Origin of the sequence: Bradyrhizobium sp. AZCC 1678 (assembly GCF_036924765.1) — a bacterium.
Lineage (GTDB): Bacteria > Pseudomonadota > Alphaproteobacteria > Rhizobiales > Xanthobacteraceae > Bradyrhizobium > Bradyrhizobium algeriense.
On record NZ_JAZHSE010000001.1, the window covers coordinates 1653569 to 1678455 of the forward strand.

The window sequence follows — 24887 nt, forward strand, 5'->3', positions numbered from 1 at the left end:
GACGCAATGATGATCTTCAACAGACTAGCGGCGCGAGCGGGCGTGCTGCTCGCGAGCGTCGTCGCCCTGAATTTTTCGATGCTAGCCGCGGCCTGCGGTCAGTCGGCGCCGCCGCCGGCCTCGGACCCGACCAATGCCGGCAAGGCGGTGTTCAGTCGCGCAAACTGCGTGGGCTGTCACAAGTGGCACGGCAATGGTGGCGGCGGCTATGGCGGCGATGCGCTGTCGCTGCGCAAGACCGAGCTGACGCGGGATCAGATCATTGAAACCATCGGCTGCGGGCGGCCGGGCACGGGGATGCCGTTCTTTATACGCGGCGGCTACGATGAGGTGAAATGCCACGGCATGAACCGCCAGGATGCGGGGGCACAGATACCGCCCGAGGGCGCAACGTTCCTGCGGCCGAAAGATATCGAAGCCGTCGCCGATTACGTGATAGCCCACATCAAGGGAACCGGCGAACCCACTTACGCGGAATGCGTCGCTTTCTTCTCGAGCACGTCGCGGGTCTGCGACGTCTACAAGACTCAGCAGCCGGATCATGCGACCGCCAGCACGGGGAAGGGCCAGTGATGGACAGACTGACGCTATCGGGAGTTCTTGCCGCAGGCCTGCTTGCCTGGCAGGCCGTCGCACTTGCGCACTCTCCGGCACGGGCGGAAGAGTTCGGCGGCAACGATCTGCGCGACATTCGCCTCGGAATGGCCGCGGCCGAATTGGCGGAGTCGGGCTATGTCGACTTCTCTTGCGCGGCGGACGAGAAGCGAACGTTGGCTGGCTGGAAGAACTGGCGCGACTGTCCTGCCGACGCGAGCGGAACGAGGGCGATCCGATTTGGCTACGATCCATCGACCAGCCGCGACGGCACGATGGTGGCGGGTCATCCCGCGATCCTGACCTTGCTGATCGACGATACCGGCCATGTCGCCGGTTTGCAGATCGAGACCGATCCGAAGGCGCGGCTCTATATCCGGAAGAAGGCGTTTCTCCTGGGGCTACAGGCCAAATCGCGCTACGGCTCGGACGGCTGGGCATGCACCGAGGGCCAGCCGGGTGCAGGAGACCAGCCAGTGGGAGGCATCTACCTCAGGGAACGCTGCACCAAGACGATCAGCGGCCGTTCGCTCATTGTCGAACGCAGTCTGTTCCGCCGGCCCGATCAGGACATCAAGAGTTTCGTCGATGAAACGCGGATCAGCATATTGCGAGCCAAGGATTAGAGCCGCGTCAGCGCGCGTGTTCGGAGTAATGTATGCTCGCTCTGGAAAAAGCCTCCAGGAGTTGGGACCTTGCCTCCGACGTTCATATATTTTGTAGCGTTGTTGGTCTGGATACCCCTTGCGTGTCTGGTTTGGTTCTTGGCCGGAGTGATGGCGCTCAACCGAGGTACCCGCCGCAAAGGATTGGCACTTGCTCTAGCAATGGCTGCGACTTTTCCGTCTGTTTTCCTCTTCCAAGCTGCCGCCGCACCTTTGATAGCAGCAATGGTTGTCGGCGTAGCATGGCTGTCAGGCATTCTGGACCCCGCATCCACGGTCACACACGTCACGACTAACGGACTGGTGGTCGCCACGATCTCTGGGATAACGCTGCTCGCCTTCGTCACAATGCTAACCGTGTCCATCGTTGGATTCTTTGAAGGCTGGCTGCTGGGGTGGCGCTGCGCCCATGGGGAGCGTTTCCGCGATGTGATCAAGCGTGGACCGACGGCTCGTCTCCTTCGGCGAGTAGGGTTCAGACAGCTGCACCACGGTTCATAGACGTGTCCGTTCCGGGTCATTTCGGAAGTCGGGCATTATGGCCAGGGACGTCGCTTTCCCTCTAGAGCAGACGTCGTCTCGCTCCATGCTGCACGTCCTAAAAGTGCCTATTTCAGCCGCGACCCTTCCTGCTACGCGGGCTGTCGTATATGAGAGAATGGCCAACGGAACGTGCCGCTAGTCTTAAGGAGCGAATTGGCGGCGTGGATGGTGGCGGCGGTTAGTCAATCCAAAGTCGCGATCTGACATTCGATCGACGGAAAGCGCGGACAGTTCAACCGGGGCCTGGCATGGTGAATCGATTTATGACGGCGCGATCCACCGTGGCGATGCGGCGTTGGGGTTCCCCCGCCATTGTGACGCTCGCGGTGATGGCCGCACTGACGGCGCTGACCGCCGACGCCGCGGCGAATCAGGCGCGCCGCCCCAAGCCTCCCACCGAGGCGACGGCGCCGCGCGATGCAGGCGAGCCGATCATGGCGATCGTGTCGATCAAGACCCAGCAGGTCACTATCTACGACGCCGACGGCTGGATCCTGCGCGCGCCGGTATCGACCGGCACCACGGGACGCGAGACGCCCGCCGGCGTGTTCGCCATCCTCGAGAAGAACAAGGACCACCGCTCGAGCCTCTATGACGATGCCGAGATGCCGAACATGCAGCGCATCACCTGGAACGGCATCGCGCTCCACGGCGGACCGCTGCCCGGATATGCGGCCTCGCACGGCTGCGTGCGGATGCCCTTTGGCTTCGCCGAGAAGCTGTTCGACAAGACGCGGATCGGGATGCGGGTAATCGTCTCGCCTGATAACGCCGAGCCGGTCGAGTTCTCCCATCCGGCGCTGTTGGTGCCGAAGGCGGAGGCCATCGCGGCCGCGCCGGCCAGGGCCGAGGCGCTCCTCCGCGAGGCGGCCGAGGCAGCCAGGATGGCCGACGAGGCGAAGAAAGCCGCAGCGTCGGCAGCGCGCGAGACGGCGTCGCTGTCGGCGGCGTTACGCAAGCTGCAGGGGCTCAAGACCCGCGCCGACGCCGAGCTCACCTACGCCGACAAGGCGCTCGCCGCCGCCAAGACGGACGAGGCCAAGGCGCGGGCCGAGGACCTCAAGCAAAAGGCCGCCGCCAAGGCCGCGGAACTGGGGAACCAGCTCGACACCGCCAAGGCCGATACGAAATCGAAGCTCGACGCGGCCGCCGTCGCAAAGGAAGCCGCCAAGACGGCGCAGACACGGAAGGCCGACACCGCCAAAGCCGCGAGCGAGACGAAGCTCGCGGTCGAGCCGGTCTCGATCTACATCAGCCGCGCGACGCAGAAGCTCTACGTGCGCCGCCCGACGCATAAGCCGGCACCTGACGGCGGCGGTATCGTGTTCGATGCGACGATTGAGGTTCCGGTCACGATCCGCAATCCCGAAAGGCCGATCGGCACGCATGTGTTCACGGCGGTGGCGCGCAACGAGGCGGGCCTGCGCTGGACCGCGGTCACGATCGACGACGGCGACAACGCCAAGGCCGCGCTCGACCGCATCACGATTCCGCAGGAGGTGCTCGATCGCATCGCGCCGACCGCGTTGCCGCGATCCTCGATCGTCATCTCGGACGAGCCGTTGAGCAGCGAGACCAACTATCGCACCGAGTTCGTCGCGGTGCTGAGCACCGAGCCGCAGGGCGGCTTTATAACGCGCCGGCCGACGGCCGATGTCCTTGTTGCGAGCGACGACTTCCAGGGCGACAACGGTTTCGGCTTCTTCAATTTCCCGCGCGATCCGGCCCCCCAAACCGGCAATACGCGCCGCCGCGGCGGCGGCCAGTACTATCGTCCGATGCAACCGGGCTGGTGGTAAGACGCGGCACGTCGCGCGTAGGGAAGGCGGGGGCCCATCACCACAGGGCGTTATCGCCTCACAGAAAAGCTGCGGCTATGGGTCGCCGCCTTCGCCGGGACAACAGTTAACTCGCCGCTTCCAGCCGCTCTTCGGTCAATAGCCGCATCGCGGCATCCGCATCCATCGGCTCGCCGAAAGCAAAGCCCTGCGCGTATTCGCAGCCGAGTTGATAGAGCTCGACCGCATCCGAATCCGTCTCGGCGCCTTCCGCCACCACGTCCATGCCGAGGTCGTGCGCCAGCGCGATGATCGATTTCAGGATCACGGGGCGCGTACCGCGGCTGGTGGTGCGCACGAAGGACTGGTCGATCTTGATGGTGTCGAACGGAAAACGCTGCAGATAGGCCAGCGAGGAATGGCCGGTGCCGAAATCGTCGAGCGACAGCCCGGTGCCGAGCTCGCGGATGCGCGTCAGCATCTGCGCCGCGTGCTCCGGATTCTCCATGACAAGCGATTCCGTCAGTTCGAGCTTGAGCGTGCCACGCGCCACCGACGAGCGTGACAGCACGGTGCGGATATCGTGGATCAGATCGTGGCGCAGCAACTGCCGGGAGGAGACGTTGACGGAGGCAAAGATCGGTTCGCGCGAGCGCATCGCGCGCTGCCACACCGAAAGCTGCCGCGCGGTCTGGTCGAGCACGAACATGCCGAGATCGACGATCAGGCCGATTTCCTCGGCAATCGTGATGAATTCCGACGGCGACATCCGGCCGAGTTTTGGATGGTCCCAGCGCGCCAGCGCCTCGAAGCCGGCAATGGAGCGGTCTTCCAGCCGCACGATCGGCTGGTACAGAATGGTGATTTCCTGCCGCTCGATGGCGCGGCGCAATTCGCTTTCCAGCGTCAGGCGATCGGTCTTGCGGGCGCGCATCGCCGGCTTGTAGACGTCGATGCGGTCGCCGCCGATGCGCTTGGAGTGATACATCGCAAGCTCGGCGTCCTTGATGATTTCGTCGGACAATTGCGTCTGCGGATCGGATAGCGCGAGCCCGATGGAGGCGGTCAGGAAGATCTCGCGGTCGTTGAAGGCGATCGGCGCGCGGATGGTCTTGCGGATGGTCTCGGCGAACGCGGTGATGCGCGCCGGGTCCTGCTCCGATATCAGGATCAGGCCGAACTGGTCGCCGGCCAGCCGCGCCAGCGTGTCCTGCGGTTTCAGGATGCGCGTCAGCCGCCGCGCCAGCGTCAGCAGGATGGAGTCGCCGACCGCGATGCCGACGGAATCATTGACCTGCTTGAAGCGGTCGAGGTCGATCACCATCAGCGTCGGCCGTAGCGTCGGCATGCTCTTGGTGAAATTGGCGACCGCGCCGAGGCGGTCCATGAACAATTTGCGGTTCGGAAGACCCGTGAGGTTGTCATGCACGGAGTCGTGGAGCATGCGCTCTTCGGCGTTCTTGATGTCGGTGACGTCGGTGAGCGTTCCGACCACGCGCGAGACCTCGCCGTCGGAGCCGACCACCGGGCGCGCCTTCAGCGCGAACCACATGAAATGGCCGTCGGGCGTGCGCAGGCGGAAATCCTGTACCAGCCGGCCGCGGCGCTGGTCGAGCACACTGTCCAGCGCTGCGCGAAAGCGATCCTGGTCGAGCGGGTGCAGCACCTCGAGCCATTTTGCGGCGGGGCCTTCCAGCGTGCCGCGCTTCAGCCCGAGCAGGCTTTCGGTCTCCGGGCTGGTGAAAACCTTGTCGGCGGAGACGTCCCAATCCCAGATCAGGTCGCCGGAGCCGGTCAGCGCCAGCGCGCGGCGCTCGATGTCTGAGACGATGCCGGTGGTCGCGCCGCCGCCGGCGAACGCGTGCTGCATGACCGTAAATCCGATCAGCATCACGATCAGCACGAGGCCGCCGAGCAAAGCCGGGCCCACGATGTCGTTGGTGACCGAGCCCCCCACGGTCATGCCGGCCGCGATCACCCAGACCACCAGCAGGAACCAGGTCGGAATCAACAGCACCGCGCGGTCGAAGCCATGCGTCGAGAGATAGACGATCAGCGTGAAGCCGGCGAAGGCGATCAGCACCAGCGAGATCCGCGCAATGCCGGAAGCGACCGCCGGATCGAACAGCGCCAGCGCCACCAGCGAGCCGAGGAAGGCCAGCCAGCCGACGGTGATGTGGGAATAGCGCACATGCCAGCGGCTGAGATTGAGATAGGCAAACAGGAACACGAGCAGCGTCGCCGCGAGGATCGCTTCGCCCGCCGCGCGCCAGACGCGCTCGGCGTTGTTCGACATGTCAAGCACCTTACCCCAGAAGCCGAAATCGACGCCGATATAGACCAGCACCGCCCACGCCAGCGCGGCGGCGGCGGGGAACATGATGCTGCCCTTGACCACGAACAGAATGGTGAGCACGAGGGCCAGGAGGCCGGAGATGCCGATCACGATGCCTTGGTAGAGCGTGAACGAGTTCACCTTGTCCTTGTAGGCGTCGGGTTCCCACAGATAGAGCTGCGGCAGCTTGTCGGTGCGCAATTCCGCCACGAAGGTGACGACGGCGCCGGGATCGAGCGTGATGCGGAAGATGTCGGCGGTCGCGCTTTCCTGACGCTCGGGACGATCGCCGACCGACGGCGTGATGGTCGCGATGCGCGACAGGCCAAGATCGGGCCACAGCAGGCCGGACGACACGATGCGATAGTGCGGGGCGACGATCAGGCGGTCGAGCTGGTCGTCGGTGTTGTTGGCCAGCGCGAACACCACCCAGTTCTGTCCGCCTTCGCGGGCGCGGACCTCGATGCGGCGGACGATGCCGTCGGTTCCCGGCGCCGTCGAAACCTGGATGCGGTCGGTTTCGCTGCGCTGGTGGTCGAGGACGGCGGTGAGATCGATGGCAGGCGCGTCGCTGCGGACGCTGACAGCGTCAATGGCGTGCGCCGGAGGCGCCGCCGCAACAATCATGAGGCCCAGCGCAAACTGCGCAAGGCACCTGATCAGACGCAATGTCAGTACTCCGCGACCAACGATTCTCCCGGCCCAGCGAACGGGTCGGCGTTGCCGCGATAAATGACATGAAAGCGAAGTAAATCAAAGGGTTTCCACCCTGTGCTTCACTGGTGATCGTTAAACCGCCAACACAATTTTGCCAATATGTGCGCTGGTCTCCATCCGCCGATGTGCGTCAGCGGCTTTTTCCAGCGGGAATGAGCTGTCCATCAGCGGTTTTACCCGTCCTTCGCGCAATAGTGGCATGACCTTGGCTTCGATTGCCGCGACCATCGCGGCCTTATCCGCATTAGTACGGGGGCGCAGCGTGGAGCCGGTGTGGGTCAGCCGCTTCACCATCACCTTGGCAATGTTGACAGTGACCTTGGGTCCGTTGAGGGTTGCGATCTGCACGATACGGCCATCGACCGCAGCGGCGTCATAGTTACGATCGACATAGTCGCCGGCAACCATGTCGAGGATCAGGTTGGCGCCCGCATTGTTGGTCTCCGCCTTGACCACGGCGACGAAGTCCTCGGTCTTGTAGTTGATCGCGCGGTCAGCGCCGAGTTTCAGGCAGGCGTCGATCTTGTCCTGCGAGCCGACGGTCACGATCACTTTCGAGCCGAACGCTTTCGCAAGCTGGATCGCCATGGTGCCGATGCCGGATGAGCCGCCATGGATCAGCAAGGTTTCGCCCGGCTTCAGCGCGCCGCGCTCGAACACATTGTGCCAGACCGTCATCAGCGTTTCCGGGAGCGCGCCGGCTTCCTGGATCGAGAGCGACGGCGGCACCGCCATCGCCTGCGCGTCTTGCGCGATGCAATATTGAGCGTAGCCGCCGCCCGCCACCAGCGACATCACCTTGTCGCCGAGCTTGTGCTTGGCCGCGCCCGCGCCGAGCGCAACCACTTCGCCGGCGATTTCAAGGCCGGGCAGGTCGCTGGCGCCGGGCGGCGGCGGGTAGGCGCCGGAACGCTGGGCAACGTCGGGACGGTTGACGCCGGCGGCCATCACCTTGACCAGGATTTCGCCCGGACCGGGCAGGGGCACGGCGCGGGTTTCGGGCAACAGCACCTCGGGGCCGCCGGGCTTGCTGATGCCGACGACGGTCATTTGCGCGGGCAGCTTTTCCATGATTTGTCCTTGCGAAAGGCTGAGAATTGAGGCGGCCCCTGATTAGCCAGCCCGGCCCCGGCTGGCAACCGCTCCAGCGGCCGCCGAGCACAAGGAGAAACGCATGGCGATCGAGGATGACGACAAGCCGCGGAAGAAAATCACCCACGAGATCGGCCAGGATCTGTCGCTGCTGTCGGTCGAGGAATTGACCGAACGGATCGCGCTGATGAATTCGGAGATCGAACGGCTGCAAGCAGCCGTCACGAAAAAGCGCGCGTCAAAGGATGCGGCGAACAGTTTTTTCAAGACGTAGGATTTCTAGAACTCGATCTCTCACCATGTCGTCCCTGCGAAAGCATGCGAAAGCAGGGACCCATACGCCGCGGCCTATCTTGTGGCAGGCCGTTGGCCGACTTCCCTCAATCACATCCGCCGGCGGTTATGGATCCCTGCGTTCGCGGGGACGACCAGCAGTTGGAGTCAACATCAAACTCGGCCAATGGCCGACATGGCAAATAATCCCTAAAGAAAATCGTTCGTTTACGGTCCGTTAAGCTTTCTCCTTTATGACTGGCATCGTCCTCGTTTGGACACCGAGTGGCTCCTGTCCACTCTGTTTGACGCCTCCCTGTTATCAACTTCAAAAGCCGCCGGAAACGGCGGCTCTTTTTTGTGCGCAACGCGGCTATTTTGTGCCCCCATACGCTGGAAACCATAAATCCGGTTGCCGCTGGACTCTCGATCTCGCCCGAGCAATGATTTGTTCATCATAAGCCGGTGGTTCACAGCCGGTGGGGCAAATAGTGGCGTGAGGGCGTTAACCATGGCGGACCGTTCGCAAAGCGAATCCGCGCTCGTTCTGTTCAGCGAGCGGCTCACCAATTCCGCGGCGTTCGGAACCCTGTTCCGGGAAGGCATGGATCTGGTCGAGGAAACCGCTGCCTATCTCGACGGCGACGGCCGTAATGAGGCCAAGGCGCTCGAACGCTCCGTCAGCCTCACTTACGCAACCGAAAGCATGCGCCTCACCACCCGCCTGATGCAGCTCGCGTCCTGGCTGTTGCTGCATCGCGCGGTCAAGGAAGGCGAGATGACGCTGACCCAGGCCAATCGGGAAAAGACCAAGGTCAAGCTCACGGCCGCCGATCCCGGCACTGAGGAGATGATCGCAAAGCTGCCGCAGCAATTGCAGGATCTGATTGCGCGCTCGATGAGCCTGCAGACGCGGGTCCGCCGCCTCGACACCTCGATCCACGCGCCCGTCGCTGAACGGGCCCCGATCGGCAATCCGCTGGTGCCGCAGCTCAACCGCCTGAAAGCGGCGTTCGAGCAGTAAATCTCTCCGCCGTCATTGCGAGCGAAGCGAAGCAATCCATAGCGCCGCAAGTGGAGGGCTGGATTGCTTCGCTGCGCTCGCAATGACGGTGAGAGACAAAAAAACGCCCCAGTAAACCGGGGCGTTTTTGCATGTCTGAGGCGAGGAGGGGTCCGAAAACCCTCAGTCCTTCTTGAGGAAGCCCGAAAACTTCTTCTGGAAGCGCGACACACGGCCGCCCCGGTCGAGGAGCTGCTGCGAGCCGCCGGTCCAGGCCGGATGCGACTTGGGATCGATATCGAGGTTCAGCTTGTCGCCTTCCTTGCCCCAGGTGGAGCGGGTCTGGTACTCGGTCCCGTCGGTCATCACGACCGTAATCGTATGATAATTCGGATGAATTTCGGCTTTCATGGCATATCCTTCGGCGCGCCGGCGCCCGTCGCAAAAGTCAGGGGATACGGGATTTGGCGGCTCTATAACGTAAGCCGCCCGCCAAAACAAGCTACGTGTAAGCCCTGATTGGGAATCCCCCGGATTTGCCAGAGGGGGCTGCGAGGCCTATCTGGGGGCGGCAAAACCGGTCGGATTTCATGAGCGCAGCGGAACAGTTTGAAGCCCCCCCTGGCACGCCTCCACGGCGCGACGCCCTGCTCGAGGAAGAGGCCTTTATCGAGGTCCAGCTGACGCAGTCGCCGGCCAAGACGAGCGCCAAGCTCCGCCCGCTGCTGGCGCTGGCGCCTTACGTCGCGCGCTACCGTGGACGGGCGGCTCTCGCCTTCATCTCGCTGACGGTCGCGGCGATCACCACGCTGGTGGTGCCGATCGCGGTCAGGCGCATGATCGATTTCGGCTTCAGCCCCGAAGGCATAGCCCTGATCAACAGCTATTTCAGCGTCATGATCGCCATTGTCGCGGTGCTGGCCGCGGCAAGCGCGTCGCGCTACTACCTCGTCATGACGATCGGCGAACGCATCGTCGCTGATATCAGGCGCGACGTGTTCGCGCATCTGGTCTCGCTGTCGCCCGCGTTCTTCGATTCCGCGCGCTCAGGCGAACTGGTGTCGCGGCTGACCGCCGATACCACCCAGATCAAATCCGCCGTCGGCGCTTCAGTATCGATCGCGCTGCGCAACATGATGCTGTTCATCGGCGCCACCGCCATGATGGTGATCACGAGCCCGAAATTGTCCGGCTTCGTGCTGCTGGCGATCCCGCTGATCGTGATTCCGCTGGTCGCGTTCGGGCGCTGGGTGCGGCGGCTGTCGCGCAACGCCCAGGATACGCTGGCGGATGCCAGCGCCTACGCCTCCGAACTGATCGGCGCGATCCGGACCGTGCAGGCCTATACCAGCGAGCGGATGGCAACCAACCGCTTCGGCGGCGAGGTCGAGCAGGCCTATGAGGCGGCGCGCAGCTCGACGCGGGCGCGCGCGGTACTGACGCTGATCATCATCTTCATCGTGTTCTCCAGCGTCGTCGCGATCCTCTGGGTCGGCTCGCACGACGTGCTGACCGGGCAGATCACGCCCGGCCGGCTTGGCCAGTTCGTGCTGTATGCGGCATTCGCCGCCAGCGGTCTCGGGCAACTCAGCGAGGTCTGGGGCGAGGTCTCGGCGGCGTCCGGCGCCGCCGAGCGGCTGTTCGAGATCCTGCGCGTAAAACCGCAGATCACGGCGCCGCCCAAGCCGGTCGCGCTGCCGCATCCAGCGCGCGGCGACGTCGGTTTCGAGAATGTCAGCTTCGCCTATCCAACGCGGCCGGACGTGCTCGCGATCGACAACGTTTCGCTCGCGGTCAAGGCCGGCGAGAAGGTCGCGATCGTAGGCCCGTCAGGGGCGGGCAAGAGCACGCTGTTTCACCTCCTGCTGCGCTTCTACGATCCGGCACGCGGCACGATTTCGCTCGACGGCGTGCCGGTCAGATCGGCCGATCCGGTTGACGTGCGTTCGCGCATCGCGCTGGTGCCGCAGGACTCGGTCGTGTTCGCGGCCTCCGCACGCGAAAACATCCGCTTTGGCCGGCCTGATGCGAGCGATGCCGAAGTCGAGCGCGCCGCCGATCTCGCCCATGCCACCGAATTCCTCCGCCGGCTGCCGGGTGGTTTTGAGGCGCAGCTCGGCGAGCGCGGCGTGACGCTGTCCGGCGGCCAGCGCCAGCGCATCGCGATCGCGCGCGCGATCCTGCGCGACGCGCCGTTGCTGTTGCTCGACGAAGCCACTTCCGCGCTCGATGCGGAAAGCGAGACGCTGGTGCAGACCGCGCTGGAAGAATTGATGCGCCACCGCACCACGCTCGTGATCGCCCATCGCCTTGCCACCGTGCTGTCCTGCGACCGCATCATGGTGATGGACCAGGGCCGGATCGTCGAACAGGGCACGCATGCGGAGCTGGTTGCAGCGAACGGTTTGTACGCGCGGTTGGCGCGATTGCAGTTCGAGGGCGTGTAGCCGATTGGCGGGAACTTAAAGGGTCGCGTTGTTGTTGCTAGGCCGTGCTTCTTGCCCGGCCAGCTAAACAGGAGACGGTTATGCCCTTTCGCCGCGGTGGTTTTGCCCTGACGCCTCCCTCGGTTGCTATCTTCCTGATTTCGGTCATCCTGGCAGTTTGCGCGCTGCTCGTTCGCTATGCCCATATCTCGATACCCATCATCACCCCATCGCGCGCGTTCGACGTGCTGGCCATCGCCTATGTCGTGTTGACGGCGGGAGTACTGATCCGGGGCGTATGACAGCGTCGGACCGGGTTACGCCTTCCAGCGCATCTTCAACACCGCCCGGCCCGATGTCGGATTCATGTCCTCGCCGGCATGCGCAAAGCCGTTGCGTTCGTAGAAGCGGATAGCGCGGGCGTTGTCCTTGTTGACCAGAAGCGTGACGCCATTGGGCGACAGGCGCTTGGCTTCATCGACCAATGCGGTGGCCAGTTTCGAGCCCCAATGATCCGGGCTGACCACGAGCTGGTCGAGATAGCCTGATCCGTCGATGGTCACGAACCCGATCAGCGCGTCCGCGTGTTCGGCGACGATGATCGAAGCATTCGGCACCAGCTCGTTGCGCCAGCGCTCGCGCCACCACGGCACGCGTGCGGTGAAATCGATTCCCGGATAGGCCTGCTGCCAGGTCAGCCGCCACAGCTCGATCGCCGCGTCTTCGTCCTCGGCACGATAGGGACGGAGTGTGAAGGATGGGGTCAAGCCGATACCCAAGTCGTCATGGCCGGGCTTGTCCCGGGCACCCACGTCTTTCTTTTAGCCGATCCACAAGACGTGGATGGCCGGGACAAGCCCGGCCATGACGACGTGGTGTGCGTGAAGATCACCCTCAGCGTTCCGTCAGCTTCAGTTCGATGCGGCGGTTGCGCTTGTAGGCGTCTTCGTTGGGTGCTGGATCGAGCGGCTGGAACTCGGCAAAGCCGGCGGCGACCAGCCGCTGCGCGGGGACGCCGAGGAAAACCAGGTATTGCACCACGGAGATGGCGCGCGCCGACGACAATTCCCAGTTCGACTTGAACAGCGGCGAGTTGATCGGCCGCATGTCGGTGTGGCCGTCGACCCGCAGCACCCAGGCGATCTCGCTTGGAATCTGCTTGTCCAGGTCGATCAGCGCGGTGGCGAGCTTGTCGAGCTCGGCGCGGCCCTCGGGCAGCAGCAATGCCTGACCGGTGTCAAAAAATACTTCCGACTGAAAGACAAAACGGTCACCGACGATCCGGATATCGGGGCGATTGCCCAGAATGGCGCGCAGGCGGCCGAAGAATTCCGAACGGTAGCGCGACAATTCCTGCACGCGCTGCGCCAGCGCGACGTTCAGGCGCTGGCCGAGATCGGCAATCCGCCCCTGCGATTCCTTGTCGCGCTTTTCGGACGCTTCCAGCGCTTCCTCCAGCGCCGCGAGCTGGCGGCGCAGCGCGCTGATCTGCTGGTTCAGCACCTCGATCTGGGCGAGCGCGCGCGAGGACACTGACTTTTCGGATTCCAGCGCCTTGTTGAGCTCGGTGGTGCGGCCCTGAGCGTCGCTGCCGGCGCCGGCCAGCCCCTCGTAAAGCCCCTTGATACGGTCGCGCTCGCCTTCCGCGGCGGCGAGGCCGGCGCGCAATTGCCCGACCTGGTCGTCGAGCGCAATCTTGCCGAGCTTTTCCAGTGACAGCAGCTCGTTGAGCTGCGCGATCTTGGCGTTGAGTTGCTCCAGCGCCTTGTCCTTGCCGGTGACCTCCTGCGACAGGAAGAACTGCACCACCAAAAACACCGACAGCAGGAACACGATCGACAGCACCAGTGTCGACAGGGCGTCGACGAACCCCGGCCAGTAGTTGAAACCGGAATCATTGCGGCGTGCACGGGCGAGGGCCATCGGCTTCTCTCTTGCTAATTGAGGTTGGTCAGCTCTTCTCGGGCTGCTTGGCGATCCGCTCCAGCAGCTTCTTGATCTCGCGGTTCTGCTCGCCCTGGCCGTCGGCCCATTCGCGGATCATCTGCTGCTCGGTGCGCATATGTGCGACCAGGCCCTGGATGGCCTCGGCGAGGTTGGCCATCGCCGCCGTGGTGCTGCGGCCACTGCCGCTCTCTTCAACCACCGCGCGCATCCGTTCCATCGCATGTTGCAATTCGCCGCCGAGGCCGGACGCGCCATCGCCATATTCGCGCACGGTGGAGGCGAGCCAGTCTTCGAGGTCGGTGTAGAAGCGGTTCTGCGCCTGGCTCGACTGCAGGTCGAGAAAGCCCAGGATCAGCGAGCCGGCGAGGCCGAACAGCGAGGACGAGAACGAAATGCCCATGCCGCCGAGCGGCGCGGCCAGCCCGTCCTTCAGGGTGTCGAACAGGGCGCCGGAATCGCCGCCGACCTTCAAGCCGTCGATCACCTTGCCGACGGAACCTACGGTTTCGATCAGGCCCCAGAAGGTGCCGAGCAGGCCGAGAAACACCAGCAAGCCCGTCATGTAGCGGGAAATGTCGCGCGCTTCATCCAGCCGCGTCGCGATCGAATCCAGCAGGTGCCGCATGGTCTGCTGCGAAATCGTCATCCGCCCCGAGCGCTCACCGCCAAGGATCGCCGCCATCGGCGCCAGCAGTCTCGGGCGCCGGTCGATCGCGAGACCCGGATCGGCGATGCGGAAATTGTTGACCCAGGAGACCTCGGGATAGAGCCGGATCACCTGCCGGAACGACAGGATGATGCCGATCAGAAGCACCGCGCCGATCAGGGCGTTGAGGCCGGGATTGGCAAAGAACGCCGCGATGATCTGCTTGTAGAGCACGACCGTCACCAGCGCACACAGCACCAGGAACACCAGCATCCGCACCAGAAAAATCCGGGGCGAGGACAGTTTGCTCAGTTCGATCTCCATTTCGGAGCGGGAGGAGTGGCCTGAGGGCATTTGCGGGTGTCATCCGTTACGAAAAGCCGCGCTGGGGAACCAATATGGCACAGCGGGCTGGAGAAAAAAGCTGCGAAGCCGCGATTTCGAGTGGACGATGGTGGAACCTCTTCCCGAAACCCGGCTTTGACATCAGCGTATTTTGGAACGTTTCGATGTCCAACCGGGATTTTTCATGACGGCCTTATATCTTGAGGGACCGCCGGCCGTCCCCGCATCGCTTTCGGCTGCGATGGAGGGCCCTGGTGGGCCGGCCGCCCCGTCCAGCGGCTATTCGAAGGGAGCACTTGTTGCGGGATAGACCAGCCGCAGCAGCCCGTTCTCTGCCGAAGGGAGTGGTCACATGAGCTTCGTCTCCGCGATCATGGGAACCGCCGAGCGCGTGCCGCTGCCCGACGCCATTATCCGGGCCGCAATCCACCAGCTCTGCTCGCGCGCCGCCACGCGGCTCGCCACCGGGAATGCGGAAAGCGATGCCTGGCTCGCCGACGAAATGGCGGCACGCGCCATCGCCGAATATAGCGACGAGCCCGATGTCCGCGGCCACGAGGTGCCGGCCGAGTTCTTTGCCCGCGTGCTCGGTCCCAATCGCAAATATTCCTGTTGCTTCTACCGGGAGGCGGCCTCGACCCTGCAGGAGGCCGAGGAGGAAGCGCTGCGCCAGACTGTCGAGCATGCCGACCTGGCCGACGGGCAATCGATCCTCGAACTTGGCTCCGGCTGGGGTTCGCTGTCGCTTTGGATGGCGCGGCAATTTCCGCATTCGCAGGTCACGGTGGTCTCCAACTCGAACGCGCAGCGCGAATACATCGAGGGCGAAGCCGCCCAGCGAGGTCTGGCCAATTTGCGCGTCATCACGCAGGACATGAACGTGTTCGCGCCCGACACGCAGTTCGACCGTGTCGTCTCCGTCGAGATGTTCGAGCACATGATGAACTGGCGCGAAATGATGACGCGTCTGCGTACATGGCTGGAACCCGATGGCCGCTTCTTCCTGCACATCTTCACCCACCGCTCCGGCGCCTATCTGTTCGATCGCGCCGATGGCGAGGACTGGATCGCGCAACGTTTCTTTGCCGGCGGCGTGATGCCGAGCCATCATCTGATCCGGCAATATGCCGATCTGTTCGGGGTCGAAAAGGAATGGCGCTGGAGCGGCGTGCACTATCAGCGCACCGCGCAGGATTGGCTGGAGAACTTCGACACGCATCGCTACGAAATCGAGCGCGTGCTTCGCAAGGTCCATGGCGGCGAGACCGCGTTGTGGATGCGGCGCTGGCGCTGGTTCCTGCTCGCCACCGCAGGCCTGTTCGGTTACGCCGGCGGCAGCGAGTGGGGCGTCAGCCATTACCGGCTGAAGGCGGCTGCCGGTTAACCCATCTACGCCTGCGAATGAGTAGATGGAACCCGGCTCACAATCGAGTGAGTCCGGAAAAACCGACGTTAATTCAGTGCGATAGCATTGTGTGACATTGGGCCGCCACGAAACCGTATTGCGTCGCAGCAGGCTCTCCCTATCCTATGTTCCATCAACCGTGAGTTCCAAGGACCCTTACGACGTCTTCCGACGATAACGTCGCGGATGCTCAATTCGCGCTCTCCAACCTGAACTGGGGCAATGCTTTCAATGTCCGGACTACAAACGCGATCGGCATGCATCGTTTTGATGTTGACTGCGATGGCGCCGCTTTTGGCTGGCTGCAATGAACCGATCGCCGCTACCGCCGCGGCAAAACCGCAAGAGCCTGAAGTAGGCACCTTCACCGTGCGGCCTCAGTCCCGCGCCCTCGTGCGTGAATTGCCCGGCCGGATCGCGCCCACGCGGGTTTCGGAAGTTCGCACGCGCGTCTCCGGGATTATCGTCGAGCGTTTGTTCCAGCAGGGAACCGAGGTGAACGCCGGCGATCCGCTGTACCGGATCGACCCCAAGCCGTTCGAGGTCGAACTGCAGGCGAGCGAAGCCGCACTGGACAAGGCTATCGCCGCGTTCGATCTCGCCTCGCAGCATGCTCGGCGCATCGGGACACTGACCAGCCAGCGCGCGGCGCCCGAGGCTGAGAATGAAAAGGCCATCGGGGCCCAGCGCCAGGCCGAGGCCGAGGTCGGCAGCCGCAAGGCCGAAGTCGCGCGCGCCAAGCTGAACCTTGATTATGCAACGATCCGTGCGCCGATCAGCGGCGTCGTCGGCGCCGCGCTGGTAAGCGAAGGCGCGCTGGTGGTGCAGAACGAGACCACCAGTCTCGCCACGATCCAGCAACTCGACCCGATCTATGCCGACTTCACCCAGTCGGTCTCGGAGATGCACAAGCTGCGCCGTGCCTTTGACAATGGCGATCTCGACCGGATTGCGCCCGACGCAGCCAAGGTCCGCCTCGTGCTGGACGACGGAACGGTCTATCCGATTCCCGGCAAGTTGCTGTTTTCCGAAGCCAAGGTGGATGCCTATACCGGACAGGTCACGCTGCGCGGACAGTTCCCGAATCCTAGTCGCGAACTGCTCCCCGGCATGTATGTCCGCGTCCTGATCGAACAGGGTATCGACTCCGACGCCATCGCGGTGCCGCAGCAGGCGATCCAGCGCGACGCCGGTGGCGGCAGCGAGGTGTTCGTGGTCAAGGATGACGGCCGTATCGCAACGCAGCCGGTCCGCACCGGCGCGGTGCAGGACGGCCTGTGGCTGGTCAGCGAGGGCCTCAAGGACGGCGACCGTGTCGTCGTCGACGGGTTCCAGAAATTCGTGCCCGGCGACAAGGTCAAGGCGAAGGCGTGGATCGATGCGGATGCCTCGGTGGGTACCATACCGAGTGCGCCGGCGACGCAAGCCGCCCGCTGAGATCGGGATATGCCTAGTTTCTTCATCGACAGGCCGATCTTCGCCTGGGTGGTTGCGCTTTTCATCTGTTTGATCGGCGCAATTTCGATTCCGTTGCTGGCGGTCGCGCAATATCCGATCATCGCGCCGCCCTCGATCTCGATCTCGACCAGCTATCCCGGCGCGTCGCCCGAAAATCTCTACAACAGCGTCACGCGCCTGATCGAGGAGGAGCTCAATGGCGCCTCCGGCATCCTCAATTTCGAATCCACCTCTGACTCGCTGGGGCAGGTCGAAATCATCGCCAACTTCGTGCCTGGTACCGAAACCGGCGCGGCTTCGGTCGAAGTGCAGAACCGCCTCAAGCGCGTCGAGGCGCGGCTGCCGCGCGCGGTGATCCAGCAGGGCATCCTGGTCGAGGAGGCCTCCTCCGCCGTGCTGCAGATCATCACGCTGAACTCCACCGACGGCTCGCTCGACGAAATCGGCCTCGGCGATTTCATGATCCGCAACGTGCTCGGCGAAATCAGGCGCATTCCCGGCGTCGGCCGTGCCACGCTCTACTCCACCGAACGTTCGTTGCGGATCTGGGTCGATCCGGCAAAACTCGTCGGCTACGGCCTGACCGCCGACGACGTCAACAAGGCCATTACAGCCCAGAACGCGCAGGTCGCCTCCGGCAGCATCGGCGCCGAGCCGAGCACGCCGGAACAGAAGATTTCGGCGCTGGTGCTGGTCAAGGGCCAGCTCGCCTCGCCCGACGAATTCGGCGCGATCACGCTGCGCGCCAATCCGGACGGATCGACCGTGCGGTTGCGCGATGTCGCGCGCATCGAGATCGGCGGCCTGAGCTATCAGTTCAACACGCGGCTGAACGGCAAGCCGACCGCAGGTCTCTCGGTGCTGCTGTCGCCGACCGGCAACGCGCTGCAGACTGCCAGCGCCGTCGAAGCCAAGATGAAAGAACTGTCAAAGTTCTTCCCCGCCAATATCGGCTACGAAATCCCCTACAACATCACCCCCGTCGTCAAGGCCTCGATCAACAAGGTGCTGATGACGCTGGTCGAGGCGGTGGTGCTGGTCTTCATCGTGATGTTCCTGTTCCTGCAGAACATCCGCTACACCATCATCCCGACCATCGTGGTGCCGGTGGCGCTGCTCGGCACCTGCGCGATGCTGATGGCCGCCGGCTATTCCATCAACATGCTGACGATGTTCGGCATGGTGCTGGCGGTCGGCATTCTCGTCGACGACGCCATCGTCGTGGTCGAGAACGTCGAGCGCATCATGGCGGAGGAGGGCCTGCCGCCGAAGGAAGCCACCCGCAAGGCGATGTCGCAGATCACCAGCGCCATCATCGGCATCACGCTGGTGCTGATGGCGGTGTTCGTGCCGATGGCGTTCTTCCCGGGATCGGTCGGCATCATCTACCGCCAGTTCTCCGTCACCATGGTTTCCGCGATCGCTTTCTCCGCGCTGCTGGCGCTGTCGTTAACGCCGGCGCTGTGCGCGACGCTCTTGAAGCCGGTCGAAGCCGGTCACGGCCATGCGCGCAAGGGCGTGTTCGGCTGGTTCAACCGCGTGCTCGATTCCGGCCGCGGCGGCTATACGCGCACCGTCAAGGGTTCGCTGAAGCGCACCGGGCGCTTGATGCTGATCTACGCCGCGCTGCTGATTGGCCTCGGCTGGGGCTTCGTCCGGCTGCCGGGCGGCTTCCTGCCGGTCGACGACCAGGGCTTTATCACGACCGACGTGCAGACGCCGTCCGACTCCTCCTATGCCCGTACCGAGGCTGCCGTCGAAGCCGTGGAGAAGTACCTGCTCAATCGTGCAGGTGTCGAGGACGTCACCTTTCTGACCGGCTTCAGCTTCCTCGGCCAGGGCATGAACACCGCGCAGGCCTTCATCTCGCTGAAGGACTGGTCGGAGCGGGGTCCTAAGGATTCCGCCGCCGCCATCGTAGCCGACATCAACCGCGAACTGTCGTTGATCCGCGATGCCAAAATTTCGGCGCTGCAGCCGCCGCCGATCGACAACCTTGGCAACTCCTCAGGCTTCTCGTTCCGCCTGCAGGACCGTGGCCAGAAAGGCTATCCGGCGCTGGTCGCCGCCGCGGACCGGCTGATCACCGAAGCCAATGCCAGCCCAGTGCTGCAAAAGGTCTATGTCGAGGGCCTGCCGCCGGCGCCGCAGGTCAATCTGATGATCGACCGCGAAAAGGCCGGCGCGTTCGGCGTCACCTTCGAGGACATCAACCAGACGATTTCGACCAATCTCGGCTCGAACTACATCAACGACTTCCCGAACCGCGGCCGGATGCAGCGCGTGATCGTGCAGGCCGACCGCGCCAGCCGCATGAACGCGGACGACATCCTCAATTACAACGTCAAGAACAGCCGCGGGCAATTGGTGCCGTTCTCCGCCTTTGCCACGGTGCAGTGGTCGAGGGGGCCGACCCAGATCGCGGGTTTCAACTACTATCCCGCCGTGCGCATCTCCGGCGAAGCCAAGCCCGGCTTTACGTCCGGCAACGCCATCGCCGAGATGGAGCGGCTGGCGAACAAGCTGCCACGCGGCTTCGGTTTCGAATGGACCGGGCAGTCGCTGCAGGAAAAGCTGTCGGGCTCGCAGGCACCGTTCCTGCTCGGCCTCTCGGTGCTGGTGGTGTTCCTCTTGCTCGCCGCCCTCTATGAGAGCTGGACCATTCCGCTCGCGGTGCTGCTGACGGTGCCGCTCGGCATCTGCGGCGCCGTCATTGCCGCCACGATGCGGGGGCTACCGAACGACGTCTATTTCACCGTCGGCCTGATCACCATCATCGGCCTGGCGGCAAAAGACGCCATCCTCATCATCGAGTTCGCCAAGGATTTGCGCGCGCAGGGCAAGCCGCTGGTCGAGGCAACGATCGAAGCGTGCAGCTTGCGCTTCCGCCCGATCCTGATGACAGGCCTGGCCTTCGTCTGCGGCGTGCTGCCGATGGCGATCGCGACCGGCGCCGGCGGTGCCAGCCAGCAGGCGCTCGGCACCAGCGTCATGGGCGGCATGATCGCGGTGGTGATCCTGGCACTGTTGATGGTGCCGGTGTTCTTCGTCTCCGTGCAGCGCGTGCTGGCGGGGGACCGGGAGAAGGTGGAGGAGGCGGCGGGAGCCGAGGTGGCTGGCCCGCCGGCGCCGGTGAAGTCATAGACGCTGTCATGCTCCGTGCCCCCGACTTGCGGTCTCGGGCCGTCGAGAAGCCTTGGCGGAGGCGGCGGCCGATGCATCCAGTCCGTGAACTCATAAAGTTGCCGGGCTGACGCCGCGCCAGCGTCCGCCATGCCCCGATATCCGACGTGCCGCTCCATAGCAGCGAAACGACGCTATGTGCCAAATCCGGAAGTCGCTTCCTCCTGTTGCCAGCAGTTTGGCCTTGGTGAATGATATCGGAATGAAGTTGCGAAAGCGCTGCAGATTGATCGATTACAGCGTAACACGAATGCTGCTTTAGATGGTGAGCGACCAAAGCAATGGGTGGTGGCGACCGGATGCTCTGCTGCCTGCAGTTTTTATCATCGGACCTTTCTTCTTCAACAAGCTGATTTACATCTATTTCCCGGGCTACCCGGCCTTTGTTGCTGCGGACTATGCCTGCCGGATATTTAGCCTCGCGTTTCTCTATCTGCTGTTACGTAACGAGCCGACTTCGCTTCCCATACCTTGGCGTCTCGCCATGCCGTCTACAAAAAAACTTCTGACGGCTCTTATTGGGACGGTCACTTTGATCAGCGCCAACGTCGTCGGCGCAACATTCATCCAATATCTGAACGCTCATAGCTGGCGAGTAACAAGATTTCCTTTACCAACCAATTCTGCGCTCCAATATTTTGACGGCACAGTTGGCATGGTCTTTGTGGGACTGAGCGAGGAAGTTGTTTTTCGTTTCTATCTTATCAATCTGCTGCTCTTGCGAGGCATGTCGCCCGCGATGGCAATCATCGCATCGACATTGATTTTCGGAGGTATCCATTGGTCGTATGGTGCCGGCGCCGTGGTCTTTGCCACGCTTGCCGGTTTGGTACTTTCGATAATTTTTATGTCTACGCGCAACCTGATCGCGCCGATCATCGCACACGCTGCGTATGACGCGTTCTACTTTGCCGGAGGCGTTGCCTTTCTTTGGCGCATCTACAGCCGTGCTTGGTAGGTTGATCATAGGAATGGCGACTTCCGAAACGGGTCAATCGCTACACGGCGACCCAGCGGCAAGTCCGGCCATGTCGGCTAGCCTGCCACGAACGGACATTCATGTGATGGTTAGGCTACGCTCACGCCTCGAAAACCAATCGAGTTCCGGTGTACGAGCGTAAGAGCTTTGTCGGCATCGCAGCTCGCGCGGTTTCGTAAAAAGGCTCCCCCGTGCAATGCAGCGGAATCACGAAAGTCGGATCGATTTCCTGCAGTGCCTTGACCGTATCTCGAACGTAGTCCTCTTGATAGGGCGCAAGATGAAAGCCCCCGATCACCGCATGAATTTTTTCCACGCCGGAGGCGGCTTGAGCTTGCTTGATCGCGTTGACCACGCCGCGATGGCTGCATGAAGTTAGGACGACAAGCCCCCGTCTTTTCAGATTGAACGCCGTTGCGATCTCGTGCTGAAACTGATCCGGTACGACGGGCGCAGTACGTTCCGCCTCGCTGAGGCGCTCGGGATAACAGCCGATGCCGCGGTCGAAACCAATGGTCATTGCGCTCGGTGACAACACCTTCTCGAAGGTCTTCTGACTGATCTGCCCCGTAGCCACGGCGTGATCCGCAACCAGAGCAGGTTTGTCCGCGACGGTAACGGCGATGTCGGCCGCCTCGAGTGCTTTGCGGTCGATGACGCCGAAGCTGCCCCGCACCGGCGGGCCAGTCCACTCGCGCGCGCAGAAGCATCCTTCGCCGCCGACAAACAACGGCAGTTTGGGTTTTAGCTTGCCACTGTGCGCCTGCAAGAAACCAACGAGACCGCCAAAATGGTCCTGGTGCCCGTGGCTGAGCACAAGTGCGTCGATGGCCGCGGGATCAATGCCAAGAAGATTCGTGTTGTTGAGAAGTGCCTCCGGCGTGAAACCGAAATCGACCAGGATATTGCGCGTCTCGTTGCCGCGTCGCGACTCGACCTGCATCGCAAGGCCGAATTCGCTGACCAACGTTCTGCGCGGCGGCTTCTCGCTAAGACCCCAGCCAAAGTGCTGGATATCGAGGTTGGGCAGCTTTCTGCTCGGGGCGACAGCGAACTGATAGCTATCGATCACGATTCGAACCGCCACGCGGTCGAGTTCGGGCAATGACCCAGTGACGGCCTGCGCCCTGACCGGCTTCGAGCCACCGAGTATTGTAGCAAGTATCAGGCTAAAGAGACTGGCGCCTCCGCCGCAGACAAATTCTCGCCGCGCAACCTCGTCGCAGAAAAACTGCCGCCGAGGCGCCTGAGCAGCACCTGTTTGTGATAGCGCGATTGAAGCTGAGGTGTAATCGATCGCCATTGCTAACCTCCCGTTCTGCCAACCACGAGGCCATAAACAGAAGGCGCGGGACCGCACGGGTTCGTTCCGGAAGGTCGGGCGTCTCAAGTCAAATATGATCCTACCGACTAACTGCTTCGTCAAGAAAAATGCCGACCTGAGCTCTGACTTCTCGATCTGGCAAAGCTACTTCCCTTTCCGACGGGTCGATTCGAGTAGCGGCTCGCGACATGTCCGGTTGGGGTCAATAGGCGACATGCTTGCAAAGGCACGGATCCGGGCTAATGCGCAATGGTCGTTCGTCTGTGTCCGCAAGAGGCCGTCGGCGGTGAACCTTTCGCGGGCGGCCCGCGACAAACAAGCCGCCATCGTCGCGACGGCGGCGCGTGCCGCGCCGATCGCGCGACGCCAATTGAGGTTTCCCATGCCGATCGTCCTCCTGGTCCTTCTCGCGCTCGCTTCGCCGCTGTCGATGGCGGGAGGCGCTGTTGCGGGGCCGTTTGAGGATGCGCAGGCGGCGCATAGCAGACGCGACTACGCAACCGCGCTACGGCTCTGGCGTCCGCTGGCCGACCAAGGCAATGCCGAGGCGCAGTACGCACTCGGGTTCATGTACGACGGCGGCCAAGGTGTGCCGAAAAATTACGCTAGGGCTGCAAAGTGGTGGCGCCTCGCAGCCGATCAAGGCCATACCTTCGCCCAGTACAACCTGGGGACCTTGTACGACAACGGCAATGGGGTGCCTCAGAACAAAGCTGAAGCATTGAAGTGGTATCACCTTGCCGCCGAGCGCGGTAACGATGGTGCGCAGTTCAACGTCGGGGTCCTGCATTTCGCGGGCGTGGCCGTGTCCGAGAACCGGATCGAGGCTGCGAAGTGGTTTCGCCGCGCTGCAGACCAAGGTCATATTGGAGCGCAGGTATATCTTGGCCTCTGTTACGCTACGGGACTAGGCGTGCCGCAAGACAATATTCAAGCATACATGTGGCTCAGTTTGGCGGCTGCGCGAAGTGACCAAGATGCGATCAGCAATCGAAATCGCGTCGCGCAGCAGATGACCCCGGCACAGATCGCCGAAGCGCAGAAGCTGGCGGTTGAGTGGAAGTCGAAACCGGAACGGTAGTATTCCCGTGCGTCGCGGAAGCAATGTCTGCTGTGGGTCGCTCGCGTCGGTTTGACCGGATGACGGCGACTTCCGGTCTACCCCGGCGAACGGACATTCTCAGGATAGGCGGACATGTCTCAAAGGTGCCAGGAGCAGCTATCAAGCATTTATTGGGGCTCCAAGCCAGCTGACCAAAACCTTGTCTATGCGCCTGCCGTCGAGGTCGACAATTTCGAATCGCCATCCCTTAACATCAATTCTATCGCCAATGGTAGGGATGGTACCGAACTCCTGAAGCAAAAAACCCAGCAAACGTCTGGTCTGATAGGACCGCGATGGAGGAAGGGAAATCCCGATCAATTCTGCAATTCGAGCGCAGGCACGTAGCGCCTGGGAAAGCGCCCGATAGCATGCCGATCAGCATGATGCTCCTACCGTGCGGAGAGGGAACCCGGCCCTAGTCAGCGGGGTTATCAATGGGCCTCGGGCGGGGAACCGAAACGACGGAGGCCCCTCATGAAGCACCGTAGCAGGCCCTCGACCTCGATTGAAGAGAGCCTTCTCCGAGAAGCCGAGCAGGTCAGAGGGCAAGCCGAGCGTCTGCCGCCGGGAGAGGATCGAGACCTTCTTTTAGAGGATCGAGACTTTCTTTTGAAGAAGGCGCGCGATGCCGCTCATATCGATGAATGGCTGACTTCGCCGGGGTTGCAGCCGCCTGGATGAGACTATCGGAATGATTGCGGCGACCGTTCGTTTTGAGAGGGATCGCGCTAGGTCATCGCCGCTGTTGTTGCAATGTTGAAGCGCGCTCGCAGGTGCGTGACCGTTTGCCTCTCGAGACGAATTTGAAGGACATCCGCCACCTTTCGTCGCGAGCGCGCGATGAATTGGAGGAGTTCTTTTTCGCCACGAATGCGCTCAGGGACAAGGGCTGAAGTTTCTGGCGCGGCGCGGGCCGGCACGCAGTCAAAGACAATCAACCGATTGTCCACCTCACGTCGCCAGGAAGCGTTTGTCCTGCTCTTTCGCACGCCTTGTGCTGCCGCCCGGCCGTTCGCGCCGAATCGTTCAATTCGGAACTCAAAGGAACTTCCACGATGCGCGCCGATTA

22 protein-coding genes are annotated in these 24887 nt (G+C 62.9%); 13 read left to right on the forward strand and 9 right to left on the reverse strand.

Annotated features, from left to right (window positions below):
• Positions 1-78 precede the first annotated feature (78 nt).
• From V1294_RS07830 to V1294_RS07840, 3 genes are all read left to right on the forward strand, one after another.
• The gene (locus tag V1294_RS07830; protein WP_334489475.1) at positions 79-573 is read left to right on the forward strand and encodes a c-type cytochrome; all 495 of its coding nucleotides are present in this window, start codon (positions 79-81) and stop codon (positions 571-573) included.
• Complete coding sequence (locus tag V1294_RS07835) at positions 573-1220, forward strand: hypothetical protein (RefSeq protein WP_334489477.1); 648 nt, start codon at positions 573-575, stop codon at positions 1218-1220. The genes V1294_RS07830 and V1294_RS07835 overlap by 1 nt, the downstream gene beginning before the upstream one ends.
• A gap of 830 nt (positions 1221-2050) precedes the next feature.
• A complete protein-coding gene (locus V1294_RS07840) occupies positions 2051-3601 on the forward strand; it encodes a L,D-transpeptidase (RefSeq protein ID WP_334496181.1) in 1551 nt (516 codons plus the stop codon).
• Between the two features lie 106 nt (positions 3602-3707).
• On the opposite strand, the gene V1294_RS07845 is transcribed toward V1294_RS07840, so the two are convergent.
• Together V1294_RS07845 and V1294_RS07850 are read right to left on the reverse strand one after the other, a co-directional pair.
• Positions 3708-6584: an EAL domain-containing protein gene (locus tag V1294_RS07845; protein WP_334496183.1), complete on the reverse strand. Its 2877-nt coding sequence runs from the start codon at positions 6582-6584 to the stop codon at positions 3708-3710.
• Positions 6585-6704: 120 nt separating this feature from the next.
• Complete coding sequence (locus V1294_RS07850) at positions 6705-7703, reverse strand: NAD(P)H-quinone oxidoreductase (RefSeq protein ID WP_334496184.1); 999 nt, start codon at positions 7701-7703, stop codon at positions 6705-6707.
• A 103-nt stretch (positions 7704-7806) separates the two neighbouring features.
• Between V1294_RS07850 and V1294_RS07855 the strand changes: the two genes are divergently transcribed.
• Together V1294_RS07855 and rcdA are read left to right on the forward strand one after the other, a co-directional pair.
• Positions 7807-7998 carry a DUF1192 domain-containing protein gene (locus V1294_RS07855; protein ID WP_334496185.1) on the forward strand — a complete coding sequence of 64 codons (192 nt, stop codon included), beginning with the start codon at positions 7807-7809 and terminating at the stop codon, positions 7996-7998.
• A 510-nt stretch (positions 7999-8508) separates the two neighbouring features.
• A complete protein-coding gene (rcdA, locus tag V1294_RS07860; RefSeq protein ID WP_108514242.1) occupies positions 8509-9021 on the forward strand; it encodes a protease adaptor protein RcdA in 513 nt (170 codons plus the stop codon).
• A gap of 162 nt (positions 9022-9183) precedes the next feature.
• On the opposite strand, the gene rpmE is transcribed toward rcdA, so the two are convergent.
• On the reverse strand, positions 9184-9411 hold the full coding sequence (rpmE, locus tag V1294_RS07865) for a 50S ribosomal protein L31 (protein WP_108514241.1): 228 nt from the start codon (positions 9409-9411) through the stop codon (positions 9184-9186).
• A 179-nt stretch (positions 9412-9590) separates the two neighbouring features.
• On the opposite strand from rpmE, the gene V1294_RS07870 reads away from it, so the two are divergent.
• Together V1294_RS07870 and V1294_RS07875 are read left to right on the forward strand one after the other, a co-directional pair.
• A complete protein-coding gene (locus V1294_RS07870; RefSeq protein ID WP_334496186.1) occupies positions 9591-11447 on the forward strand; it encodes an ABC transporter ATP-binding protein/permease in 1857 nt (618 codons plus the stop codon).
• Positions 11448-11527: 80 nt separating this feature from the next.
• The gene (locus V1294_RS07875; RefSeq protein WP_334477006.1) at positions 11528-11728 is read left to right on the forward strand and encodes a hypothetical protein; all 201 of its coding nucleotides are present in this window, start codon (positions 11528-11530) and stop codon (positions 11726-11728) included.
• Between the two features lie 15 nt (positions 11729-11743).
• On the opposite strand, the gene V1294_RS07880 is transcribed toward V1294_RS07875, so the two are convergent.
• The 3 genes from V1294_RS07880 to V1294_RS07890 all read right to left on the reverse strand — a co-directional run bounded on the left by V1294_RS07880 (position 11744) and on the right by V1294_RS07890 (position 14373).
• Positions 11744-12193: a GNAT family N-acetyltransferase gene (locus V1294_RS07880; protein ID WP_334477007.1), complete on the reverse strand. Its 450-nt coding sequence runs from the start codon at positions 12191-12193 to the stop codon at positions 11744-11746.
• Positions 12194-12320: 127 nt separating this feature from the next.
• Positions 12321-13349, reverse strand: coding sequence for a peptidoglycan -binding protein (locus tag V1294_RS07885; protein ID WP_334496187.1), 1029 nt, complete (start codon positions 13347-13349; stop codon positions 12321-12323).
• Between the two features lie 28 nt (positions 13350-13377).
• Entirely contained in the window at positions 13378-14373 is a 996-nt protein-coding gene (locus V1294_RS07890) for a flagellar motor protein MotA (protein WP_334496188.1), read from the reverse strand.
• A gap of 343 nt (positions 14374-14716) precedes the next feature.
• Here V1294_RS07890 and V1294_RS07895 point away from each other — a divergent pair, with 343 nt between their 5' ends.
• The 4 genes from V1294_RS07895 (at position 14717) to V1294_RS07910 (ending at position 21368) form a co-directional block, all read left to right on the forward strand.
• A complete protein-coding gene (locus V1294_RS07895; RefSeq protein WP_334496190.1) occupies positions 14717-15748 on the forward strand; it encodes an SAM-dependent methyltransferase in 1032 nt (343 codons plus the stop codon).
• Between the two features lie 252 nt (positions 15749-16000).
• Positions 16001-17206 (forward strand): efflux RND transporter periplasmic adaptor subunit, encoded by a 1206-nt coding sequence (locus tag V1294_RS07900; RefSeq protein ID WP_334477011.1) that lies wholly within the window; start codon positions 16001-16003, stop codon positions 17204-17206.
• Positions 17207-17215: 9 nt separating this feature from the next.
• A complete protein-coding gene (locus tag V1294_RS07905) occupies positions 17216-20371 on the forward strand; it encodes a multidrug efflux RND transporter permease subunit (protein WP_334496192.1) in 3156 nt (1051 codons plus the stop codon).
• 301 nt (positions 20372-20672) lie between these two features.
• Positions 20673-21368 (forward strand): CPBP family intramembrane glutamic endopeptidase, encoded by a 696-nt coding sequence (locus V1294_RS07910; protein WP_334496193.1) that lies wholly within the window; start codon positions 20673-20675, stop codon positions 21366-21368.
• A gap of 121 nt (positions 21369-21489) precedes the next feature.
• Here the strand turns inward: V1294_RS07910 and V1294_RS07915 are convergent, their stop codons facing one another.
• Positions 21490-22692 carry an MBL fold metallo-hydrolase gene (locus tag V1294_RS07915; protein WP_334496195.1) on the reverse strand — a complete coding sequence of 401 codons (1203 nt, stop codon included), beginning with the start codon at positions 22690-22692 and terminating at the stop codon, positions 21490-21492.
• Between the two features lie 94 nt (positions 22693-22786).
• Between V1294_RS07915 and V1294_RS07920 the strand changes: the two genes are divergently transcribed.
• Positions 22787-23794 (forward strand): tetratricopeptide repeat protein, encoded by a 1008-nt coding sequence (locus tag V1294_RS07920; protein WP_334496197.1) that lies wholly within the window; start codon positions 22787-22789, stop codon positions 23792-23794.
• A 141-nt stretch (positions 23795-23935) separates the two neighbouring features.
• Here V1294_RS07920 and V1294_RS07925 read toward each other — a convergent pair whose 3' ends face one another.
• Entirely contained in the window at positions 23936-24136 is a 201-nt protein-coding gene (locus tag V1294_RS07925) for a transporter associated domain-containing protein (RefSeq protein ID WP_334496199.1), read from the reverse strand.
• Positions 24137-24292: 156 nt separating this feature from the next.
• On the opposite strand from V1294_RS07925, the gene V1294_RS07930 reads away from it, so the two are divergent.
• Complete coding sequence (locus tag V1294_RS07930) at positions 24293-24499, forward strand: hypothetical protein (RefSeq protein ID WP_334496201.1); 207 nt, start codon at positions 24293-24295, stop codon at positions 24497-24499.
• Positions 24500-24546: 47 nt separating this feature from the next.
• Here V1294_RS07930 and V1294_RS07935 read toward each other — a convergent pair whose 3' ends face one another.
• The gene (locus tag V1294_RS07935) at positions 24547-24768 is read right to left on the reverse strand and encodes a hypothetical protein (RefSeq protein WP_334496203.1); all 222 of its coding nucleotides are present in this window, start codon (positions 24766-24768) and stop codon (positions 24547-24549) included.
• Positions 24769-24887: the final 119 nt, after the last annotated feature.

Bases quoted from the DNA above. Each gene is read 5' to 3' on its own strand.
- V1294_RS07830 (WP_334489475.1), top strand. From the start codon at position 79: ATGCTAGCCGCGGCCTGCGGTCAGTCGGCGCCGCCGCCGGCCTCGGAC.
- V1294_RS07835 (WP_334489477.1), top strand. From the start codon at position 573: ATGGACAGACTGACGCTATCGGGAGTTCTTGCCGCAGGCCTGCTTGCC.
- V1294_RS07840 (WP_334496181.1), top strand. From the start codon at position 2,051: ATGGTGAATCGATTTATGACGGCGCGATCCACCGTGGCGATGCGGCGT.
- V1294_RS07850 (WP_334496184.1), bottom strand. From the start codon at position 7,703: ATGGAAAAGCTGCCCGCGCAAATGACCGTCGTCGGCATCAGCAAGCCC.
- V1294_RS07855 (WP_334496185.1), top strand. From the start codon at position 7,807: ATGGCGATCGAGGATGACGACAAGCCGCGGAAGAAAATCACCCACGAG.
- rcdA (WP_108514242.1), top strand. From the start codon at position 8,509: ATGGCGGACCGTTCGCAAAGCGAATCCGCGCTCGTTCTGTTCAGCGAG.
- rpmE (WP_108514241.1), bottom strand. From the start codon at position 9,411: ATGAAAGCCGAAATTCATCCGAATTATCATACGATTACGGTCGTGATG.
- V1294_RS07870 (WP_334496186.1), top strand. From the start codon at position 9,591: ATGAGCGCAGCGGAACAGTTTGAAGCCCCCCCTGGCACGCCTCCACGG.
- V1294_RS07875 (WP_334477006.1), top strand. From the start codon at position 11,528: ATGCCCTTTCGCCGCGGTGGTTTTGCCCTGACGCCTCCCTCGGTTGCT.
- V1294_RS07885 (WP_334496187.1), bottom strand. From the start codon at position 13,349: ATGGCCCTCGCCCGTGCACGCCGCAATGATTCCGGTTTCAACTACTGG.
- V1294_RS07890 (WP_334496188.1), bottom strand. From the start codon at position 14,373: ATGCCCTCAGGCCACTCCTCCCGCTCCGAAATGGAGATCGAACTGAGC.
- V1294_RS07895 (WP_334496190.1), top strand. From the start codon at position 14,717: ATGAGCTTCGTCTCCGCGATCATGGGAACCGCCGAGCGCGTGCCGCTG.
- V1294_RS07900 (WP_334477011.1), top strand. From the start codon at position 16,001: ATGTCCGGACTACAAACGCGATCGGCATGCATCGTTTTGATGTTGACT.
- V1294_RS07905 (WP_334496192.1), top strand. From the start codon at position 17,216: ATGCCTAGTTTCTTCATCGACAGGCCGATCTTCGCCTGGGTGGTTGCG.
- V1294_RS07910 (WP_334496193.1), top strand. From the start codon at position 20,673: ATGGTGAGCGACCAAAGCAATGGGTGGTGGCGACCGGATGCTCTGCTG.
- V1294_RS07915 (WP_334496195.1), bottom strand. From the start codon at position 22,692: ATGGCGATCGATTACACCTCAGCTTCAATCGCGCTATCACAAACAGGT.
- V1294_RS07920 (WP_334496197.1), top strand. From the start codon at position 22,787: ATGATCCTACCGACTAACTGCTTCGTCAAGAAAAATGCCGACCTGAGC.
- V1294_RS07930 (WP_334496201.1), top strand. From the start codon at position 24,293: ATGAAGCACCGTAGCAGGCCCTCGACCTCGATTGAAGAGAGCCTTCTC.